The 19,785-nt window shown below is 61.8% G+C and carries 18 protein-coding genes; 16 read left to right on the forward strand and 2 right to left on the reverse strand.

Annotated features, from left to right (window positions below; translation table 11 throughout):
* Window positions 1-5: 5 nt before the first annotated feature.
* Genes lpxD through lpxB form a run of 5 tightly spaced genes read left to right on the forward strand, consistent with a single transcriptional unit; the run spans window position 6 to window position 4,408 of the window.
* Entirely contained in the window at window positions 6-1,073 is a 1,068-nt protein-coding gene (lpxD, locus tag ACD590_RS08950) for a UDP-3-O-(3-hydroxymyristoyl)glucosamine N-acyltransferase (RefSeq protein ID WP_018445462.1), read from the forward strand.
* On the forward strand, window positions 1,066-1,533 hold the full coding sequence (fabZ, locus tag ACD590_RS08955) for a 3-hydroxyacyl-ACP dehydratase FabZ (protein WP_018241894.1): 468 nt from the start codon (window positions 1,066-1,068) through the stop codon (window positions 1,531-1,533). Before lpxD ends, fabZ begins: the two co-directional genes overlap by 8 nt.
* Window positions 1,530-2,348, forward strand: a complete 819-nt coding sequence (lpxA, locus tag ACD590_RS08960) for an acyl-ACP--UDP-N-acetylglucosamine O-acyltransferase (protein WP_439020858.1) — start codon at window positions 1,530-1,532, stop codon at window positions 2,346-2,348. The genes fabZ and lpxA overlap by 4 nt, the downstream gene beginning before the upstream one ends.
* A 3-nt stretch (window positions 2,349-2,351) precedes the next feature.
* On the forward strand, window positions 2,352-3,233 hold the full coding sequence (locus tag ACD590_RS08965; RefSeq protein WP_018241896.1) for an LpxI family protein: 882 nt from the start codon (window positions 2,352-2,354) through the stop codon (window positions 3,231-3,233).
* Window positions 3,230-4,408 carry a lipid-A-disaccharide synthase gene (gene lpxB, locus ACD590_RS08970; protein WP_439002444.1) on the forward strand — a complete coding sequence of 393 codons (1,179 nt, stop codon included), beginning with the start codon at window positions 3,230-3,232 and terminating at the stop codon, window positions 4,406-4,408. Before ACD590_RS08965 ends, lpxB begins: the two co-directional genes overlap by 4 nt.
* 31 nt (window positions 4,409-4,439) lie before the next feature.
* On the opposite strand, the gene gltA is transcribed toward lpxB, so the two are convergent.
* Window positions 4,440-5,729, reverse strand: coding sequence for a citrate synthase (gltA, locus tag ACD590_RS08975; protein ID WP_018241898.1), 1,290 nt, complete (start codon window positions 5,727-5,729; stop codon window positions 4,440-4,442).
* A 290-nt stretch (window positions 5,730-6,019) separates the two neighbouring features.
* Here gltA and ACD590_RS08980 point away from each other — a divergent pair, with 290 nt between their 5' ends.
* A complete protein-coding gene (locus ACD590_RS08980; RefSeq protein ID WP_439002445.1) occupies window positions 6,020-8,452 on the forward strand; it encodes a ComEC/Rec2 family competence protein in 2,433 nt (810 codons plus the stop codon).
* Here the strand turns inward: ACD590_RS08980 and lexA are convergent.
* The gene (lexA, locus tag ACD590_RS08985; RefSeq protein WP_003539306.1) at window positions 8,433-9,152 is read right to left on the reverse strand and encodes a transcriptional repressor LexA; all 720 of its coding nucleotides are present in this window, start codon (window positions 9,150-9,152) and stop codon (window positions 8,433-8,435) included. The two genes, ACD590_RS08980 and lexA, sit on opposite strands and share 20 nt — an antisense overlap.
* Window positions 9,153-9,350: 198 nt before the next feature.
* Here lexA and ACD590_RS08990 point away from each other — a divergent pair, with 198 nt between their 5' ends.
* The 10 genes from ACD590_RS08990 to lpdA all read left to right on the forward strand — a co-directional run bounded on the left by ACD590_RS08990 (window position 9,351) and on the right by lpdA (window position 19,732).
* Window positions 9,351-10,247, forward strand: a complete 897-nt coding sequence (locus ACD590_RS08990) for a VOC family protein (protein ID WP_115157589.1) — start codon at window positions 9,351-9,353, stop codon at window positions 10,245-10,247.
* Window positions 10,244-11,089 carry a 3-deoxy-8-phosphooctulonate synthase gene (gene kdsA / locus ACD590_RS08995; protein WP_439002446.1) on the forward strand — a complete coding sequence of 282 codons (846 nt, stop codon included), beginning with the start codon at window positions 10,244-10,246 and terminating at the stop codon, window positions 11,087-11,089. Before ACD590_RS08990 ends, kdsA begins: the two co-directional genes overlap by 4 nt.
* A gap of 248 nt (window positions 11,090-11,337) precedes the next feature.
* Complete coding sequence (eno, locus tag ACD590_RS09000) at window positions 11,338-12,612, forward strand: phosphopyruvate hydratase (protein WP_018241901.1); 1,275 nt, start codon at window positions 11,338-11,340, stop codon at window positions 12,610-12,612.
* 137 nt (window positions 12,613-12,749) lie between these two features.
* Window positions 12,750-13,070 carry an FtsB family cell division protein gene (locus tag ACD590_RS09005; protein ID WP_018241902.1) on the forward strand — a complete coding sequence of 107 codons (321 nt, stop codon included), beginning with the start codon at window positions 12,750-12,752 and terminating at the stop codon, window positions 13,068-13,070.
* Window positions 13,071-13,215: 145 nt separating this feature from the next.
* A complete protein-coding gene (gene pdhA, locus ACD590_RS09010; protein ID WP_247266260.1) occupies window positions 13,216-14,262 on the forward strand; it encodes a pyruvate dehydrogenase (acetyl-transferring) E1 component subunit alpha in 1,047 nt (348 codons plus the stop codon).
* A gap of 15 nt (window positions 14,263-14,277) precedes the next feature.
* The gene (locus ACD590_RS09015; RefSeq protein ID WP_018241903.1) at window positions 14,278-15,663 is read left to right on the forward strand and encodes a pyruvate dehydrogenase complex E1 component subunit beta; all 1,386 of its coding nucleotides are present in this window, start codon (window positions 14,278-14,280) and stop codon (window positions 15,661-15,663) included.
* Window positions 15,664-15,678: 15 nt separating this feature from the next.
* Complete coding sequence (locus ACD590_RS09020; RefSeq protein ID WP_439002447.1) at window positions 15,679-17,022, forward strand: pyruvate dehydrogenase complex dihydrolipoamide acetyltransferase; 1,344 nt, start codon at window positions 15,679-15,681, stop codon at window positions 17,020-17,022.
* A 19-nt stretch (window positions 17,023-17,041) separates the two neighbouring features.
* On the forward strand, window positions 17,042-17,683 hold the full coding sequence (locus ACD590_RS09025; protein WP_018241905.1) for an SGNH/GDSL hydrolase family protein: 642 nt from the start codon (window positions 17,042-17,044) through the stop codon (window positions 17,681-17,683).
* Window positions 17,684-17,685: 2 nt separating this feature from the next.
* Window positions 17,686-18,267, forward strand: coding sequence for a GNAT family N-acetyltransferase (locus tag ACD590_RS09030; protein WP_247265553.1), 582 nt, complete (start codon window positions 17,686-17,688; stop codon window positions 18,265-18,267).
* A gap of 16 nt (window positions 18,268-18,283) precedes the next feature.
* Window positions 18,284-19,732 carry a dihydrolipoyl dehydrogenase gene (gene lpdA / locus ACD590_RS09035; protein WP_439002448.1) on the forward strand — a complete coding sequence of 483 codons (1,449 nt, stop codon included), beginning with the start codon at window positions 18,284-18,286 and terminating at the stop codon, window positions 19,730-19,732.
* Window positions 19,733-19,785 lie beyond the last annotated feature (53 nt).

Here is a 19,785-nt window from a genome sequence, read left to right on the forward strand (position 1 = left end):
TGCCGATGGAGCAAAACGTTTTCTTTCTGCCCCATGAAGGTCTGAAGCTCGCTGAGCTGGCAGAGTTTCTTGGGGCGGAACTTGTCAATTCCGACCATGCCGGTGTTATTGTCAGGTCCGTTGCCCCCATCAGCCGGGCACGGGCAGGCGATGTCTGTTATATCCTGTCGCGCCGCAGCCGCGATGAGCTGGCGACATGCGAAGCCTCGGTGGTGATCTGCGACAAGGCGCTTGCTGATCTCGTACCTCAGCATATCCCGGTCATTCTGTCGTCCAATCCGCATGCGGCCTTCGCGATGGCGGGCGGCCTGCTTTATCCCGCAGCCTTGCGCCCGGTCACCTTTTCGCCAGGTGAAGGCGAGATCGCGCCAAGCGCGGTGATCGATCCGAGCGCCAAACTCGAAAAAGGTGTGATCGTCGAGCCGATGGCCGTCATCGGTGCGCATGCCGAGATCGGCGAGGGGACGCGCATTGGCGCGCAGAGCATCATCGGTCCGGGCGTCAAGATCGGCCGGGATTGTTCGATTGCGGCCGGTGCGAGCATTCTCTGTGCACTGCTCGGCAATGGCGTCATCATCCACAACGGCGTCCGCATCGGCCAGGATGGTTTCGGCTACGCGCCGGGTCCGCGCGGCATGATCAAGATCGTCCAGATCGGCCGGGTGATCATTCAGGACAATGTCGAGATCGGCGCAAACACCACGATCGACCGCGGCGCCATGGACGATACGGTGATCGGCGAGGGCACCAAGATCGACAACCAGGTCCAGATTGGCCACAACGTTCAGATCGGCCGCCATTGCGCCGTCGTTGCGCAGGTCGGCATCGCCGGTAGCGCGAAGATCGGCAATGGCGTGCAGATCGGCGGCCAGGTCGGCATCAAGGGGCACGTGACGATCGGCGACGGCGTGCAGATCGCCGCCCAAAGCGGTATCATGACCGATCTTGCCGCCGGCGGACAATATGGTGGCACACCTGCGCGTCCGCTAAATGACTATCTGAGAGATGTCGCGCAAATGATGTCCAAGACGAGAGTGCGCGGGAAGAAACCTGGAGGCGAGCAAAATGACTGAGGAAGCCACGACAACGCTTTCTTCGGCTGACATCATCGAGATCATGAAACTGCTGCCGCATCGCTACCCGTTTCTCATGGTCGACAAGATCATCGAGATCGACGGCGACAACACAGCGATTGGCATCAAGAACGTCACCGTGAACGAACCGCATTTCACTGGCCATTTTCCGGAATCTCCGATCATGCCCGGCGTTCTCTTGATCGAGGGCATGGCCCAGACCGCGGGTGCGATCTGTGCCAAGAAGGATGGCCAGCCCGGCAACCTCGTTTATTTCATGACCATCGAGAATGCGCGCTTCCGCAAGCCCGTCGTACCCGGCGATCGTGTTGAATTCCATGTCAAGAAGCACAAGCAGCGCGGCAATATCTGGAAATTCCATTGCGATGCCAAGGTCGACGGCGCGCTTGTCGCCGAAGCCGATATCGGCGCGATGATCGTTCGTAAGGATCAGGCATGAGCACTATCGCCGAAAGCGCCCGCATTCATCCGATGGCCGCCGTCGAAAACGGTGCTGTTATCGGTGAGGGCGTCAAGATCGGTCCCTTCTGCCATGTTGGGTCGCACGTCGTCCTGCATGCGAATGTCGAGCTTTTGTCGCATGCGGTCGTTACCGGCCGCACTGTGATCGGCAAGGGCACGCGCATCTTCCCGATGGCGGTCGTCGGCGGCGATCCGCAGAGCGTGCATCACGGCGGCGAGGAAACGACGCTGACGGTCGGCGCCAACTGCACGATCCGCGAAGGCGTGACGATGAACACCGGCACGGCCGATTTCGGCGGGCAGACGATCGTCGGCGACAACAACCTCTTCCTTGCCAATTCCCATGTCGCGCATGACTGCCGGGTCGGCAATCACGTGATCATGTCGAACAACGTCATGCTCGCCGGTCATGTCGTCATCGAGGATCGTGTCATCCTGGGTGGTGGCTCGGCCGTTCACCAGTTCACCCGCGTCGGCCGTCAGGCCTTCGTCGGCGGGCTCTCGGCAGTGAGCTACGACGTCATCCCCTACGGCATGCTGAACGGCAATCCCGGGCTGCTGAGCGGCCTCAACGTCGTCGGCATGACGCGCGCCGGTGTCGACCGCGCCGTCATTCATAGAGTGCGCCGCGCCTACAAGTCGATCTTCGAAGGAACGGGCTCGGTCCGCGAAAACGCCGCCGCCATCCGCGAAGAATATGCCGATTGCGAGCAGGTGGTCCACATCCTCGATTTCATCGCCGCTGACAGCGACCGCGCCTTGTCCTCGCCGACCCGGGGACAGAAGGGCTAGTCCGTGACTTTATCCGGCGACACCGCTGCGGGCCGGCTGGCGATCATCGCCGGCGGCGGCCTTCTGCCTTCCTATGTCGCCGAAGCCGCGCGAGCGGCGGGTGAAAATCCCGTCATCGTCGCGCTGAAGGACGAAAGCGACCGGCGCTGGGAAGGGTATGACCATGCCGTCATCGGCATCGGCGATTTTGCAGCTCTCGAGGGCCTCTTGAACCGCTACGGCATCGGCCGTGTCGTCATGTCCGGCAGCGTGCGGCGCCGGCCGGAATGGCGCGAGGTGCGCCCGACTCTGCGCACTCTGATGAAGATGCCGGCCGCGATCCGCACCTTGCTGTCCGGCGGCGACGATACGGTGCTGCAGATGGTGATCCGGCTGATCGAGGGAAACGGCCGGCGCGTCGTCGGTGCCCATGAGATCGCCCCCGACCTTCTTGCCGCCGTCGGCCCGCTCGGCACGGCGATACCGGGCGAAGAAGACCGGCGCGATATCAACCGCGCGGCGGAAGCCGCCGAAATGCTCGGCCGGCTCGATGTCGGCCAGGGCGCCGTCGCCATCGGCGGGCGTATCGTCGCGCTGGAGGGTCTTGAGGGCACGGACGAGATGCTGGAGCGTGTCGCGGGTCTCAGAGCCGCCGGGCGCATCTCGCCGCGCCGCCGCGGCGCGCTTGTCAAGCTCTGCAAGCCGCAACAGGATATCCGTGCCGACCTGCCGGCGATCGGCGTTTCCACGGTGTTGAACGCGAGGAAAGCCGGCCTTGCCGGCGTCGCCGTCGAGGCCGGCCGCTCGCTGGTGCTCGATCGCGCCGCCGTCATCAAAGCCGCTGATGAGGCCGGGCTTTTCGTCTGCGGCATCGATCGCGGCCTGCCGTCATGGGGGCTCGAATGAACGGGGCGCCGCTGAAGATCGCCGTCATTGCCGGCGAGGTGTCGGGGGATCTGCTTGGAGCAGATCTCATTGCCGCCCTGAAGCGGATTCATAGAGGACCGGTGGAACTCGTCGGCGTCGGCGGCGAGGGGCTGCAGGCGGAAGGCTTGCGGTCCCTGTTCGATTTCTCCGAGCTGTCGATCATGGGCATCACCCAGGTGCTGAGTCGGCTGCCGAAGCTCTATACCCTGATCCGCCAGACGACGGCTGCCATCATTGCCGCAAGGCCTGATATTCTTCTCATTATCGACAGCCCGGATTTCACCCATCGCGTCGCCAAGCGTGTCCGCACCGCGCTGCCCGATCTGCCTGTTGTCAATTACGTCTGTCCGAGCGTTTGGGCCTGGAAGGAATATCGCGCCACGCGCATGCTCGGCTACGTCGATCATGTGCTCGCCGTCCTGCCCTTCGAGCCGGCAGTGATGCGCACGCTCGGCGGGCCTGAGACCACCTATGTCGGCCATCGCCTGACCGCCGATCCGGCGCTGCTCGAAGCGCGGCGGTTGCGCGCCGGGCGCGCACCCGTCGGCGAAGCGGGTAAGACGATCCTGATGCTTCCTGGGTCAAGATCCTCCGAAATCAGCAGGCTGCTGCCGTTTTTCGAGGACGCGGCCAGCGAACTCGTCGCCCGCAACGGCCCGATGCGTTTCCTGCTGCCCACCGTGCCGCACAATGAAGCGCTGGTGAAGGGTCTCGTCGCCGGCTGGGCCACGCCGCCGGAGGTCGTGGTCGGATCCATGCAGAAGTGGAAGGCCTTTGCCGAAGCGGATGCCGCGATGGCGGCTTCCGGTACGGTAATCCTCGAACTCGGCCTTGCCGGCGTGCCGACGGTGTCCGTCTATAAGACGGATTGGATCATCAGCCTGCTGACCAAGCGCATCAAGGTATGGACGGGCGCATTGCCCAATATCATCGCCGATTATGCCGTCGTGCCGGAATATCTGAACGAGGTGGTCCGCGGCGCCAGCCTGGCGCGCTGGATGGAGCGGCTGTCGGCCGATACGCTCCAATTGAAGGCAATGAACGAGGGTTACGATCTCGTCTGGCAACGCATGCAGACCGAAAAGCCGCCCGGCGAGCACGCCGCCGAGATCCTTCTCGACGTGCTGAAAAAGAAAAAACCCGGTCGTTTCTGACCGGGTTTTCTTTTGGGTTCTTTTAAAGCGATCAGCGCTTCGAAACCGGGATGTAATCGCGCTTCGGTTCGCCGACATAGAGCTGGCGCGGACGGCCGATGCGCTGTTCCGGATCCTCGATCATCTCGTTCCACTGCGCGATCCAGCCGACGGTGCGGGCAAGCGCGAAGAGCACGGTGAACATGGTCGTGGGGAAGCCCAGCGCCTTCAGCGTGATGCCGGAATAGAAGTCGATGTTCGGATAGAGCTTCTTTTCGATGAAATATTCGTCGGTGAGCGCGATGCGCTCCAGCTCCATCGCCACTTCGAGCAACGGATCATCCTTGATGCCGAGTTCGCCAAGCACTTCATGCGTCGTCTTCTGCATGATCTTGGCGCGCGGATCATAGTTCTTGTAGACGCGGTGACCGAAGCCCATCAGGCGGAACGGATCGTTCTTGTCCTTGGCGCGGGCGATATATTCCGGAATGTGGTCGACCGAGCCGATCTCGTTCAGCATGTTGAGCGCTGCTTCGTTGGCGCCGCCATGCGCGGGGCCCCAGAGGCAGGCGATGCCGGCAGCGATGCAGGCGAACGGGTTGGCGCCCGACGAACCGGCGAGACGGACGGTCGAGGTCGAGGCGTTCTGCTCATGATCGGCATGCAGGATGAAGATGCGGTCCATGGCGCGGGCAAGCACCGGATTGACCACATATTCCTCGCAAGGCACGGCAAAACACATGCGCAGGAAGTTCGAGGCGTAGTCGAGGTCGTTCTTCGGGTAAACGAAGGGCTGGCCGATATGGTACTTGTAGGCCATGGCGGCAAGCGTCGGCATCTTGGCGATCATGCGCAGGCTGGCGACCATGCGCTGGTGCGGATCGGTGATGTCGGTGGAGTCGTGGTAGAAGGCCGACAGCGCGCCGACGCAGCCGCACATGACGGCCATCGGATGCGCATCGCGGCGGAAGCCGGTGAAGAAGCGGCTCATCTGCTCGTGCACCATGGTGTGGTGCGTGACGCGATAATCGAAATCCTTCTTCTGCACGGTGGTCGGCAGTTCGCCGTAAAGCAAGAGGTAGCAGACCTCGAGGAAGTCGCCATGTTCGGCGAGCTGCTCGATCGGATAGCCGCGATGCAACAGGACACCTTCGTCGCCGTCGATGTAGGTGATTTTCGATTCACAGGATGCAGTCGACGTGAAACCCGGATCGTAGGTGAAGGAAGCCGTGTTCTTGTAGAGGGCACCGATATCGATGACGCTCGGGCCGATCGTGCCGCTTTTAACGGCAAGGTCGACTGATTTGTCACCGATTTTTATTGTAGCGCTTTGATCCGTCATGCTGATCCTCCGAAATGGCGGTGGCGCCATAAAAGCGCCATAGGGGTTAAGCGTCCTCACCGATAGCTATATGATCGCGAGGCTAATGCCAAGTTACCGTGATGGCATTTTGTGCATTGCAGTATCACCTTTTAGGCACTGCAGCGATGAGCCGCATGCATATCGGAAGCCGATGATTCGACTGCTCTTTTGGCTCTTTCAATTTTCCCTCACTTTTCAATCGATTATTCTTGCCGGATTTGATTGGCGGTTGCATTCTGCCTGTCGGGGCGAGTGACTTTGGGCAGCACATGCAGGAGTTGACGACAGTCGAATTGCGGCCGGAAGCAGGCGCCGGCCTTGCCGACTCCGCCGGTTTTTCTCCGGCTGTCGTGGTGACGCGGCCGCCAACGACGCAGTCGGCGACACCGTGGCGCCACCGGCTGCCGGCAGTAGCCTTGCAATCGCTGCGTGGTGGCATGCGCATGCTGGGCGAAGAGGCGGACCATGGCCGCCTGCTGCTGTTCTCACCGGTCTTCCTCGGGGCCGGCTCAGCCTTCTGGTTTCTAGCGGCATCGGACTTCCCGCTCGTTGCATCGCTGCTCTGCCTGTTGGTGCTGACCGTCGCGGTTCTCATCGCCAGCCGCAACCGGGCGGCATTGCGGGCAACGCTGCTGGCGCTTGCACTTGTCGCCTGCGGCGTGGTCTCGGCGCAGCTCGAGAGCCGGCGGGCTTCGACCGTGATCCTCGATTCATCAGTGACGACGACGGTGACCGGCCGTGTCGAGCGGCGCGAAGGCGATGGTCGCGGGCGGTGGCGCTATATTCTTGCCGTCACCGGCACTGAGGCGCCGGAGGTGAAGCGGCCGCCGGGGCGCATAACCGCGATCGCCCGCGGCGCGGACGCGCCTTTCGAGATCGGTGATATCATAACCGGCAGGGCACGGCTGACGCCGCCAGCAGGTCCAGCGCTTCCTGAGCTCAACGACTTCTCCTTCGGTGCCTATTTCGATGGCATCGGCGCCAACGGCTTCTTCTACGGTGCGCCGACAAAGGTCGATTTGCAGGCAGGTCCGCAAGCGGCCAGATCGACGACGGAAGCGCTGCTCGAAGGTCTCTACCGGCTGCGCAGCGGTATCGGAGACCGCATAAGGTCGATCCTGCCCGGCGACACCGGCGCTTTTGCCGCTGCTCTGGTGACGGACGAGCGGCGCGCCATCTCGAATGAGACGACGGAGGCGCTGCGCCAGTCCGGTCTGGCTCATATCATCGCTATCTCCGGCCTCAATATGGCGCTGTCAGCCGGCATCTTCTTCGTCGGTTTCCGCATGCTGCTCAGCCTCTTTCCCGGTGTCGCCCAAGCCTATCCGACCAAGAAGATCGCCGCTGCCGGCGCGCTCATCGCCGTCACGGCTTATTTCCTGATCTCCGGCTTTGCCGTCTCGGCCGAACGCGCCTTCATCATGATGGCGATCATGTTGATTGCCGTCTTCTTCGACCGGCCGTCGATCAGCCTGCGCAATGTCGCTCTCTCGGCGCTCGTCATTCTCGCCATTTCACCGTCCGAGGTCTTGGGTCCGAGCTTCCAGATGTCCTTTGCCGCGACATTGGCGTTGGTATCTGGCTACCAGCTGTGGAAGGACCGGCGCGTCCGCGAAAACGCTTTCCTGAAGCTGCCGATTTTTCGGCCCGTCGTTACGGTTGCGGGTTTCTTCGGCGGCGTCTTCCTGACCTCGCTGATCGGCGGCTTTTCCACCGCGCTGTTTTCGATCGAGCATTTTCATCGCCTGACTGCCTATGGCCTGCCGGCAAACCTCGCGACGATGCCGATCATCTCCTTCATCATCATGCCGGCCGGGTTGCTGGCGATGCTGCTCATGCCTTTCGGTCTGGACGTTTTGCCTTGGAAGGTCGTCGGATTCGGCCTCGATCTGGTGATCGCGATCGCAAAGACGGTGTCCGGCTGGGGTGGCGACATCGGCATCGGCCGCTTGCCCGCTTGGTATTTCGCGATCGCCGTCGCAGGCTTTCTGCTGCTGACGCTGCTCCGCACCCGGCTGCGCCATATCGGCACATCGATCATCGCGGTGTCGACGCTCGTCCTCTTGCTTCAGCCGGTTCCCCGGCCGCCGGATCTGGCGATTTCGGAGGATGGTGGTCTCGTCGCAATCGTCGAGGCGGGGGCCATGGCTTCCAACCGTGAAAGACCGCCGGATTTCATCTTCGACCAGTGGCAGAGAGCGCTGGTCCTGCCGACGCATCACCCGCCGAAGATGCTGGATGGTCCTGTTATTCCGCCGGAGGGAGAAGACCGCCGCGTCAGGCTTTCCCGCGATCAGCAGAACGAAGCAAGGTCGGCGATGCGGGCGGCTGCAGCGGCCGGTGAAGCCAACCGCTTTTCCTGCGTCAAGAAGGCCTGGTGCACATCAAGGCTTGGCAATGGTCATGTCGTTGCTGTCATCGACAATGCCGCCTATCTCGGTCCGGCATGCGACGCGGCCGATATCGTCGTGACGTCGGTCCGCCTGCGCTTCAACAGCTGCCGCTCAGGGGCGACGCTCTTCACCGGCGAAACGCTGCGCAGGACCGGCTCCGTCGAGTTGCGCTTCGCCGACGCCGGCCTGGAGGTCGCAACCGCATTCGATGCATTGTCGCGGCCATGGATGCGGCATCGCGCCTATGACTGGCGCAGCAACAGTTTTGCCGAATCCGGACTGCCTGATGTCAGTGATAGCGGCGAATGAGGCCGACGAGCTTGCCCTGAACCTTGACGCGGTCCGGCCCGAAAATCCGGGTCTCGTAAGCCGGGTTGGCCGCCTCCAGCGCGATCGAGGCGCCTTTGCGGCGGAAGCGTTTGAGTGTCGCTTCTTCGTCGTCGACGAGAGCAACGACGATGTCGCCAGGACTTGCGGTGCTGCCGTTGCGAATAATCACGGTGTCGCCGTCGAAGATGCCGGCGTCGATCATCGAATCGCCCTTGACCTCGAGCGCATAATGTTCACCGGAACCGAGCATGTCGGCCGGAACGACGATGTCGTGGGTGTTGTTCTGGATCGCCGAGATCGGAACACCGGCGGCGATACGGCCCATGACCGGCACGGAGACCGAGTTGCCGTTGTCGGCGACGGGTTTTGCGGGAGCAGGAGTGGCGACCGGCTGCGGCTTGCCAAGGCTGCCCTCGATGACGCTGGGCGAAAAGCCCCGCCGGGGCTGAATGCTGGGGCTGTAGGCCTCCGGAAGCTTGATAACCTCGAGCGCACGGGCGCGGTTCGGTAGGCGGCGAATGAAGCCACGTTCCTCGAGCGCCGTAATCAGCCGGTGAATCCCGGACTTGGAAGCGAGGTCCAGGGCATCCTTCATTTCGTCGAAAGATGGCGGAACGCCGGATTCCTTCATGCGCTCATGAATGAAAAGGAGAAGCTCCTGTTGTTTGCGCGTGAGCATCGACGTTGTGACCTCGTGATTGAAACAAATCCAGAACAGACACTATATGTTCCATATGTGTTCCGCAAGTAGCTAAATTTCCGTAAAACTTGGCGCCAACTCGTTGAGATTTTTATTTTCATTCGCCGGATTGGGACACATCTCTTGCATTGAGGGGCGCGCCATCGCACATCTCTTGCCGTTTCCAGGAGGGATATCATGAACGAGCGTTCCGCCAAGCCGCACCCGCTGGATCATGTGGTGCTGCCCGTCGTCAATATCGATCTGGCGCGCGAGAGGCTTGGCAAGCTCGGCTTCACCGTTGCCGCCGATGCACGCCATCCCTTCGGAACGGAAAACGCCTGCGTCTTTTTTGCCGACAAGACCTATCTGGAGCCGCTCGGGATTGCGAGTGTCGAGGAGAGCGAGGCCTCAGCGCGGCAAGGCAATGTTTTCACGGCCCGCAACCGGGCCTTCCGCTTCCGCTGCGGCGAGGAGGGGCTTTCGGGGCTTGCTTTCGGCAGTAAGGATGCCGGCGTCGATCATCAGAACTTCGTCGGCAACGGATCGAGCGCCGGCGAGATGCTGCAGTTCACCCGGCCGATGACGATGCCGGACGGTTCTGAGAGCATCGCCGGCTTCAAGCTGGCTTTTGCCGGCGACCTGCGAGCGCCCGATCTCTTCCTTTTCAGCGTCGAACGCGTCAATCCGCTGCCGGCCGACCGCGGCGCGCTGGAGACGCATGCCAATGGCGTCACCGGCATTGCCGAGATCGCGCTCTGCGCGCCTGATGCTGCCGCTTTCGGAGCCTTCGTCGGCCTTGCCGTGGCGCAGGCGGCAGTCGAGAAAACCGGTTTTGGCGTCAATGTTGCTGCTTCGAACGCGAAAATCAGTCTGATGACGCCGGAAGGGCTAGAAGCCTATTTCGAGATCGCCGGCTCATCCGCCGATCGCGGCCTGCGTGGCCGGGCAATCCTCTTCATTGTCGCCGATCTTGCCGTGACAGAAGCGCATTTGGCTGCTAACGGGGTGACATACACGCGCAAGAACAATCGCATTCTGGTGAAGCCCGCGCCCGGGCAGGGCACGCTCTTCGCCTTCGAGGAGACACGATGAGCACTGAGACGAATTCCGAAGTCAAGATCGGCGAAGGCCAAGGCCAGGTGACCTTTTCCAATACCGGCCGGCTGTCGCTGATTGCCGGTCCCTGCCAGATGGAGAGCCGCGACCACGCCTTCATGGTTGCCGGCACGCTGAAAGAGCTTTGCGCAAAGCTCGGCATCGGCCTCGTTTACAAGAGCTCCTTCGACAAGGCGAACCGCACCTCGCTCTCGGCTGAACGCGGCATCGGGATCGAAAAGGGCATGGAGGTTTTTGCCGCCCTCAAGAAGGAATTCGGCTTTCCTGTCCTGACCGACGTTCATACCGCCGAGCAATGCGCGGAGGTGGCAAAGGTCGTCGACGTCCTGCAGATCCCGGCCTTCCTTTGCCGCCAGACCGACCTTCTCATCGCCGCCGCCAAGACCGGCCGCGTCGTCAATGTCAAGAAGGGCCAGTTCCTCGCTCCCTGGGATATGAAGAACGTCCTGAAGAAGCTCAACGCCAGCGGCAATCCGAACGTGCTGCTGTGCGAGCGTGGCGCCTCATTCGGCTATAACACGCTGGTTTCCGACATGCGCTCGCTGCCGATCATGGCGGCGATGGGCGCGCCCGTTATCTTCGATGCCACCCATTCCGTTGCGCAGCCGGGCGGGCAGGGCGATTCCTCCGGCGGTCAGCGGGAATTCGTGGAAACACTGGCGCGCGCAGCAGTGGCTGCCGGTATTGCCGGCGTCTTCGTCGAAACCCACCAGGACCCCGACAATGCACCTTCCGACGGCCCCAACATGGTCTATCTCGAGGACATGCCGCGGCTGCTTGAAAAGCTGCTTGCCTTCGATGCGGTCGCCAAGGCTTGACGTTCAACAGCCTGACATGATCGTGCTATAGGCATGTCGCGAAAAAGTGTGCAGCGGTTTTGCGACAACGACATGCGGAAAGCCAAAGACCTAAAGCGTGGCAAGCGAATCTGAAAGATCGCGACGCGCTTTAGGCGAGATCCAAACGCTGGTTCGAAGGCTGGAAATTGCAGCATTGTAATTTGCACGCCTTCGACTAAGACAGGTTTCGAACCGACTTATCACCACCCACCGAGCAGGAAGAACCCATGACTGCAATCACCGATATCATCGCCCGCGAGATTCTCGATAGCCGTGGCAACCCCACCGTCGAAGTCGATGTCTATCTCGAAGATGGCAGCATGGGCCGCGCGGCCGTTCCCTCGGGCGCCTCGACGGGCGCGCATGAGGCGGTCGAACTGCGCGACGGCGGCAAGCGCTACCTGGGCAAGGGTGTCGAAAAGGCGGTGGAAGCCGCCAACACCGAGATCTTCGACGCGATCGGCGGCATCGACGCCGAAAACCAGATCCAGATCGACAACATCATGATCGAGCTGGACGGCACGCCGAACAAGTCGCGCCTCGGCGCCAACGCCATCCTCGGCGTGTCGCTCGCCGTCGCCAAGGCTGCTGCCCAGGCGTCCGGCCTGCCGCTCTACCGTTATGTCGGCGGCGCTTCCGCCAGCCTGCTGCCGGTGCCGATGATGAACATCATCAACGGCGGCGCCCACGCCGACAATCCGATCGATTTCCAGGAATTCATGATCCTGCCAGTCGGCGCCGATTCGATCGCCGAAGCCGTGCGCATGGGTTCGGAAGTCTTCCATACGCTGCGCAAGGAACTTGCCGCGCAGGGCCATAACACCAATGTCGGCGACGAAGGCGGTTTCGCACCGGGTCTGAAGAGTGCTTCGGAAGCTCTCGACTTCATCATGAAGTCGGTCGAGAAAGCCGGCTACAAGCCGGGCGAGGACATCTACCTCGGCCTCGACTGCGCCTCGACCGAATTCTTCAAGGACGGCAAATACGTTCTCGAAGGGGAAGGCCGCACGCTGGAATCGGGCGCCATGGCCGAATATCTGGCTGAGCTCGCCGCCAAGTATCCGATCATCTCGATCGAGGACGGCATGGCCGAAGACGATTGGGACGGCTGGAAGACGCTGACCGACCTGACCGGCAAGAAGACCCAGCTCGTCGGCGACGATCTCTTCGTTACCAACTCCGCCCGTCTTCGCGACGGCATCCGCATGGGCGTCGCCAACTCGATCCTCGTCAAGGTCAACCAGATCGGCTCGCTGACGGAAACGCTCGATGCCGTCAACACGGCGCACAAGGCGGCCTATACCGCCGTCATGTCCCACCGTTCCGGCGAGACCGAAGATTCGACCATCGCCGATCTTGCGGTCGCCACCAACTGCGGTCAGATCAAGACCGGCTCGCTGTCGCGTTCCGACCGTCTTGCCAAGTACAACCAGCTGATCCGCATCGAAGAGGGCCTCGGCCCGCAGGCCCAGTATGCCGGCCGCTCGATCATTCGCGGCTGATCGGATCTGATGTTCAATGGCTTGACCCGCGCCTTTCCGGCGCGGGTTTTTTATTGCCCGGTTTTTAGAGTCAACGAACGGTTAATCTCTGCGCGTTAGATTGAACGAATTGGTAATGCGTTCAAGAGCATGCGTGTATGTGGACAAAGCATCATAAGAAGAGAAAGATCGGTCGCTTCGTCATTCCGGCCATGACGGTCGCCTTCCTCTCCTATTTCGGTTATCATTGCATCCATGGCGATTACGGCCTGCGCGCAACGGAGACGTTCGAGCATCAGCGTGTCGCGCGTGAAAAAGAGCTTGCAGTCTTGAAGGCGAAGCGCGAACATCTGGAAAATCAGGTCGCGCTCCTCAGTGACGGCTCGCTCGACAAGGATATGTTGGACGAAAAAGCGCGTTATCAGCTCAACATGTCGCGCGCGGACGAGATCGTCATATTCAACCATTATTCCAATTAACCGAAAACAGGTTAATTGGAATTTTCATAGTTCTTCCAATAATTTAGCAGCGAATACGAGCCATGCAATTATGGCATTGCTGTGGTCATATTTCTTCCCTATGGTACGCCCCACCAAGAAACGACAAACCCATAGGGAGGGTTGAATGGCGCCGCGAAAGACCGCGACCGTTTCCAGCCGCAAAACTGCAGCAAAACCGGCAGCCAAAGCATCGAATGGAGGCCCTGTAGCCGACTTCGATCGCAATGAAGAGCTCAAGGCCTATCGCGAGATGCTGTTGATCCGTCGCTTCGAGGAGAAGGCCGGCCAGCTTTACGGCATGGGCTTCATCGGCGGCTTTTGTCACCTCTACATCGGTCAGGAAGCTGTCGTCGTCGGCATGCAGATGGCGCAGAAGGAAGGCGACCAGGTCATCACCGCCTATCGCGATCACGGCCATATGCTGGCAACCGGCATGGAAGCACGCGGCGTCATGGCGGAACTGACCGGGCGTCGCAGCGGCTATTCCCACGGCAAGGGCGGCTCGATGCACATGTTCTCGAAAGAGAAGCATTTCTACGGCGGTCATGGCATCGTCGGTGCCCAGGTCTCGCTCGGAACGGGTCTTGCCTTCGCAAACCGCTACCGCGGCAACGACAATGTCTCCATCGCCTATTTCGGCGACGGCGCCGCCAACCAGGGCCAGGTCTACGAGAGCTTCAACATGGCTGCTCTCTGGAAGCTGCCGATCGTCTATATCGTTGAGAACAACCGTTACGCCATGGGGACGTCGACCGCGCGCGCCACTGCGCAGTCGAACTACTCGCTTCGTGGATCCGGCTTCGGCATCCCAGGCATTCAGGTCGACGGCATGGACGTCCGCGCCGTCAAGGCTGCGGCCGACGAGGCGCTCGAACACTGCCGTTCCGGCAAGGGCCCGATCATTCTCGAAATGCTGACCTATCGTTATCGCGGTCACTCCATGTCCGACCCGGCGAAATATCGCTCCAAGGACGAAGTGCAGAAGATGCGCTCCGAGCATGACCCGATCGAACAGGTCAAGTCTCGCCTCGTCGAAAAGGGCTGGGCTTCCGAAGACGATCTGAAGGCGATCGACAAGGATGTCCGCGATATCGTCGCCGACAGTGCCGATTTCGCCCAGGCCGATCCGGAGCCGGATGCATCCGAGCTCTACACCGACATTCTGCTCTAATCGGGGAGGGAACCCATGCCTATCGATATCCTCATGCCCGCCCTCTCTCCGACCATGGAAGAAGGCACACTGTCCAAATGGCTGAAGCAGGAAGGTGACAAGGTCACCTCCGGCGACGTGATTGCCGAAATCGAAACCGACAAGGCGACGATGGAAGTCGAAGCTGTCGATGAAGGGATCATCGGCAAGTTGCTCGTCGATGCCGGCACTGAAGGCGTCAAGGTCAATACCAAGATCGCCGTTTTGCTGCAGGACGGCGAATCCGCTTCGGACATTTCCGCCGCCAAGCCCGCTGCCGCGGCAGCGCCCGCGGTTGCCCAGGAAGAGAAGCCGACCAACACCGGTTCCGCCTCCGCGCCGCTTCCGGCCGAGCCGAAGGCTGTCGTTCCGAACGACCCCGAAATCCCGGCCGGCACTGAAATGGTGTCGACGACCGTGCGCGAAGCGCTCCGCGACGCCATGGCCGAAGAAATGCGCGCCGACGAAAACGTCTTCGTCATGGGCGAGGAAGTCGCCGAATACCAGGGCGCTTACAAGGTCACGCAGGGGCTACTGCAGGAATTCGGCCCCCGCCGCGTCGTCGATACGCCGATTACCGAGCACGGCTTTGCCGGTGTCGGCGTCGGTGCCGCAATGGCCGGCCTTCGCCCGATCGTCGAATTCATGACCTTCAACTTCGCCATGCAGGCGATCGACCACATCATCAACTCCGCCGCCAAGACGCTCTATATGTCCGGCGGCCAGATGGGTGCTCCGATCGTCTTCCGCGGTCCGAATGGTGCCGCGGCTCGCGTCGGCGCCCAGCACAGCCAGGATTATGCAGCCTGGTATAGCGCCATTCCCGGCCTGAAGGTCGTCATGCCCTATACGGCATCCGACGCCAAAGGCCTGCTGAAGGCTGCGATCCGCGATCCGAACCCGGTCATCTTCCTCGAAAACGAAATTCTCTACGGCCAGCACTTCGATGTGCCGAAGCTCGACAATTTCGTCCTGCCGATCGGTAAGGCCCGCATCCATCGTCCGGGCAAGGACGTCACTGTGGTCTCCTTCGGCATCGGCATGAGTTATGCGACCAAGGCTGTCGCCGAACTCGAGAAGATCGGCATCGACGTCGAACTGATTGACCTTCGCACCATCCGCCCGATGGACCTGCCGACCGTCATCGAATCGGTGAAGAAGACTGGCCGTCTGGTCACCGTCGAGGAAGGTTATCCGCAGTCCTCCGTCGGCACCGAAATCGCCACCCGCGTCATGCAGCAGGCCTTCGACTATCTCGATGCGCCGATCCTGACGATCGCAGGCAAGGACGTTCCGATGCCTTACGCCGCCAATCTCGAAAAGCTTGCCCTTCCGAACGTCGGCGAAGTGGTCGATGCGGTGAAGGCTGTTTGCTACAAATAAGGGGAGGGTGTTTCGATGCCGATCAATATCACGATGCCCGCCCTCTCTCCGACCATGGAGGAAGGCAATCTTTCCAAATGGCTGGTCAAGGAAGGCGACAAGGTCAAGTCTGGCGATGTGATCGCTGAGATCGAGACCGACAAGGCGACGATGGAAGTCGAAGCCGTCGATGAAGGCACGGTCGCCAAGCTCGTCGTTGCCGCCGGCACCGAAGGCGTCAAAGTCAATGCGTTGATCGCGGTTCTCGCCGCCGATGGCGAGGATGTCTCCGCTGCCGCAAGCGGTGCGGGTTCCGCCGCCCCAGCGCCGAAGGCTGACGGTGCAGCCGCGCCGAAGGCCGAAGCTGCACCGGCTCCGGCCCAGTCCACTCCGGCTGCGGCACCTGTAACCGCCGCCGCACCCGCCTCGGTTTCATCGGATGGCAGCCGCACCTTCTCTTCGCCGCTTGCCCGCAGGCTGGCCAAGGAAGCCGGTATCGACCTTTCGGCAGTCGCAGGCTCCGGCCCGCACGGCCGCGTCGTCAAGAGCGACATCGAAGCCGCCGTTGCCGGTGGCGGCGCCAAGGCTGCTGCTGCGCCCGTATCCGCTGCCGCGCCGGCTCCGGCAACCGCTGCGAAGGGCGCGTCCGAAGAAGCCGTGCTCAAGCTCTTCGAACCGGGCTCCTACGAGCTCGTGCCGCATGACGGCATGCGCAAGACGATCGCCAGGCGACTGGTCGAATCCAAGCAGACGATCCCGCATTTCTACGTCAGCGTCGATTGCGAGCTCGATGCGTTGCTGGCGCTACGCGCCCAGCTGAACGATGCGGCTCCGCGCAAGGACAACGCTCCGGCCTACAAGCTCTCGGTCAACGACATGGTCATCAAGGCCATGGCGCTGGCGCTGCGCGACGTTCCGGATGCCAACGTCTCCTGGACCGACAGCAACATGGTCAAGCACAAGCACGCCGATGTCGGCGTCGCCGTCTCGATCCCCGGCGGCCTGATCACCCCGATCATCCGCAAGGCCGAGGAAAAGACCCTGTCGACAATCTCCAACGAGATGCGCGATCTCGGCAAGCGGGCCAAGGATCGCAAGCTGAAGCCTGAGGAATATCAGGGCGGCACCAGTTCCGTCTCGAACATGGGCATGATGGGCGTGAAGAACTTCGCAGCCGTCGTCAACCCGCCGCATGCGACGATCCTCGCGGTCGGCGCCGGCGAACAGCGGGTCGTCGTCAAGAAGGGCGAAATGACGATTGCCACCGTGATGTCCGTCACGCTCTCGACCGACCATCGCTGCGTCGACGGCGCGCTCGGCGCCGAGTTGCTCCAGGCCTTCAAGGGCTACATCGAGAACCCGATGGGCATGCTTGTCTGATAGCGGCGCGGAGGCGGAAATGACCAAGACCGTTCTTTGCTATGGTGACTCGCTGACCTGGGGTTATGACGCCGAGACGATCGGCCGTCATGATTACAAAAATCGCTGGCCGAGCGTGCTTCAGGCAGCGCTCGGCCATGAGGCGCGCGTCATCGCCGAAGGCTTGAACGGTCGCACCACCGCTTTCGACGACCATCTCGCCGATTGCGACCGCAACGGTGCGCGCATCCTGCCGACGATCCTGCAGACGCATGCACCGCTCGACCTCGTCATCCTTCTGCTCGGCACCAATGACATGAAGCCGGTTGTGGCAGGTTCCGCCTTTGCCGCATGCCAGGGCATCAGCCGCCTCGTGCGGCTGATCCGCAATCATGCCTGGCCCTTCGAATTTGATGGGCCGGAGATTCTGATCGTGGCGCCGCCGGCGATCCGCGCGACGGGCAACGTGCCTTTCGCCGCATCCTTTCCCGGCGGTATCGAGGAATCGGCAAAGCTTGCAACGCTTTATCGTGATCTTGCCGACGAACTCGGTTGTGGCTTCTTCGATGGCAATTCCGTCGCCAAGACCACGCCGATCGATGGCATTCACCTCGATGCGGACAATACGCGTGCGCTCGGACGCGGGCTGGAATCGATCGTGCGGATGATGCTGGGGATCTGACCATGGCCTCCTTCATCGCCCTCCGGCAGGCCTCACGGCGGGATGCCTCGGAGCTGGCGATTCTGGCGGATATCGCATCGCGCGGGTTTGCCTCCTGGCTCTGGTTTGCCGGTGTGGAAAACGGCGTGAGCGATACGCCGCTGGAGCGGGGCCGGCTGAAGATGAGCGAGGAGGAAGCCGTCGGCGGCTGGCGGGATGCCGTCATTGCCGAGGCCTATGGCGAGGTCGCAGGTGTGGCGATCGGCCATGCGCTGGGTGAGGGGATAGGCGATATCGAGGCGACGATTCCGGCAACCGCACCGATGCTCGCCTTGCAGAAAGCGGTTGTGGGAAGCTGGTTCATCGGCAGTCTCGGCGTCTATCGCCATCTGCGCGGCATCGGCATCGGACGCAGGCTGCTGGACGATCAGATCGAAAGGGCCGATCGGCGGCCCGTCAGCCTGATCACCGCAAGCGACAACGAAGCGGCTTTGTCGCTTTATGGAAGAAACGGATTCCTGGAGGCTGCGCGCGCCGATGCCGTGCCGCTCTTCGAAAACAGCAAGAGACACGCGTGGGTGCTCATGACCCGCAGCGCAGCGTAACAAAGGCAGGAAACACATGGCTGAATCCTACGACGTCATCATCATCGGCTCGGGTCCCGGCGGCTATGTCGCTGCTATCCGTGCCAGCCAGCTCGGCCTCAAGACCGCGATCGTCGAGCGCGAGCATATGGGCGGCATCTGCCTGAACTGGGGCTGCATACCCACCAAGGCGCTGCTGCGCTCGGCCGAGGTGCTCGACCACGCCAATCACTTCAAGGATTTCGGCCTCGTTCTCGAAGGCACGGTCAAGCCGGATGCCAAGGCCGTCGTCGGCCGCTCGCGCGCCGTCTCCGCCCGCCTGAATGCCGGCGTCGGCTTCCTGATGAAGAAGAACAAGATCGACATCATCTGGGGCGAAGCGAAGATCACCAAGCCCGGCGAGATCGTTGTCGGCAAGGCGTCGAAGCCCGTTGTCGAGCCGCAGCATCCGCTGCCGAAGAACGTCAAGAGCGGCGAGGGCACCTATACCGCCAAGCACATCATCATCGCGACCGGCGCCCGTCCACGCGCGCTGCCTGGCATCGAGCCGGATGGCAAGCTGATCTGGACCTATTTCGAGGCGCTGAAGCCGGATGTTTTGCCGAAGTCGCTGATCGTCATGGGCTCAGGCGCGATCGGCATCGAATTTGCAAGCTTCTATCGCTCGATGGGCGTCGATGTGACCGTCGTCGAAGTCATGCCGACCATCATGCCGGTCGAGGATGCCGAGGTAACGGCGATCGCCCGCAAGCAGCTTGAAAAGCGCGGCCTCAAGATCTTCACCAGCGCCAAGGTCACGAAGGTCGAGAAGGGCGCCGGCAGCGTTACCGCCCATGTCGAGACGGCTGATGGCAAGGTGCAGCAGATCACCGCCGACCGGCTGATTTCTGCCGTCGGCGTTCAGGGCAATATCGAAAACCTCGGTCTCGAGGCGCTCGGCGTCAAGACCGACCGCGGCTGCATCGTCATCGACGGCTACGGCAAGACCAATGTCGCCGGCATCTATGCGATCGGCGATGTCGCCGGCCCACCGATGCTGGCGCACAAGGCAGAGCATGAGGGCGTCGTCTGCGTCGAAAAGATCGCCGGCCTGCCGAACGTCCATCCCACAGACAAGGGCAAGGTCCCGGGCTGCACCTATTGCAATCCGCAGGTCGCCTCTGTCGGCATCACCGAAGCGAAAGCCAAAGAGCTGGGCCGCGACATCCGTGTCGGCCGCTTCTCCTTCGCGGCGAACGGCAAGGCGATCGCGCTCGGCGAGGACCAGGGCATGGTGAAGGTGATCTTCGACAAGAAGACCGGTGAGCTGCTCGGCGCCCACATGGTCGGCGCCGAAGTCACCGAGCTCATTCAGGGCTTCGTCGTGGCGATGAACCTCGAAACGACCGAGGAAGAGCTGATGCACACGATCTTCCCGCATCCGACCGTGTCCGAAACGATGAAGGAAGCGGTGCTCGATGCTTACGGCCGTGTGCTGAACGCTTGAGAATTTCCGAAGCTGCCCTTTATGTCCGGAGTGGAAAGCCACGCCGCTGGGGT

It is taken from the genome of Rhizobium sp. 862_C5_N1_2, assembly GCF_051811205.1.
GTDB classification, from domain to species: domain Bacteria; phylum Pseudomonadota; class Alphaproteobacteria; order Rhizobiales; family Rhizobiaceae; genus Rhizobium; species Rhizobium leguminosarum.

Coding starts and splice junctions, on each gene's coding strand:
- lpxD (WP_018445462.1), top strand. CDS start 6: ATGGAGCAAAACGTTTTCTTTCTGCCCCATGAAGGTCTGAAGCTCGCT.
- fabZ (WP_018241894.1), top strand. CDS start 1,066: ATGACTGAGGAAGCCACGACAACGCTTTCTTCGGCTGACATCATCGAG.
- lpxA (WP_439020858.1), top strand. CDS start 1,530: ATGAGCACTATCGCCGAAAGCGCCCGCATTCATCCGATGGCCGCCGTC.
- lpxB (WP_439002444.1), top strand. CDS start 3,230: ATGAACGGGGCGCCGCTGAAGATCGCCGTCATTGCCGGCGAGGTGTCG.
- gltA (WP_018241898.1), bottom strand. CDS start 5,729: ATGACGGATCAAAGCGCTACAATAAAAATCGGTGACAAATCAGTCGAC.
- ACD590_RS08980 (WP_439002445.1), top strand. CDS start 6,020: ATGCAGGAGTTGACGACAGTCGAATTGCGGCCGGAAGCAGGCGCCGGC.
- lexA (WP_003539306.1), bottom strand. CDS start 9,152: ATGCTCACGCGCAAACAACAGGAGCTTCTCCTTTTCATTCATGAGCGC.
- ACD590_RS08990 (WP_115157589.1), top strand. CDS start 9,351: ATGAACGAGCGTTCCGCCAAGCCGCACCCGCTGGATCATGTGGTGCTG.
- kdsA (WP_439002446.1), top strand. CDS start 10,244: ATGAGCACTGAGACGAATTCCGAAGTCAAGATCGGCGAAGGCCAAGGC.
- eno (WP_018241901.1), top strand. CDS start 11,338: ATGACTGCAATCACCGATATCATCGCCCGCGAGATTCTCGATAGCCGT.
- ACD590_RS09005 (WP_018241902.1), top strand. CDS start 12,750: ATGTGGACAAAGCATCATAAGAAGAGAAAGATCGGTCGCTTCGTCATT.
- pdhA (WP_247266260.1), top strand. CDS start 13,216: ATGGCGCCGCGAAAGACCGCGACCGTTTCCAGCCGCAAAACTGCAGCA.
- ACD590_RS09015 (WP_018241903.1), top strand. CDS start 14,278: ATGCCTATCGATATCCTCATGCCCGCCCTCTCTCCGACCATGGAAGAA.
- ACD590_RS09020 (WP_439002447.1), top strand. CDS start 15,679: ATGCCGATCAATATCACGATGCCCGCCCTCTCTCCGACCATGGAGGAA.
- ACD590_RS09025 (WP_018241905.1), top strand. CDS start 17,042: ATGACCAAGACCGTTCTTTGCTATGGTGACTCGCTGACCTGGGGTTAT.
- ACD590_RS09030 (WP_247265553.1), top strand. CDS start 17,686: ATGGCCTCCTTCATCGCCCTCCGGCAGGCCTCACGGCGGGATGCCTCG.
- lpdA (WP_439002448.1), top strand. CDS start 18,284: ATGGCTGAATCCTACGACGTCATCATCATCGGCTCGGGTCCCGGCGGC.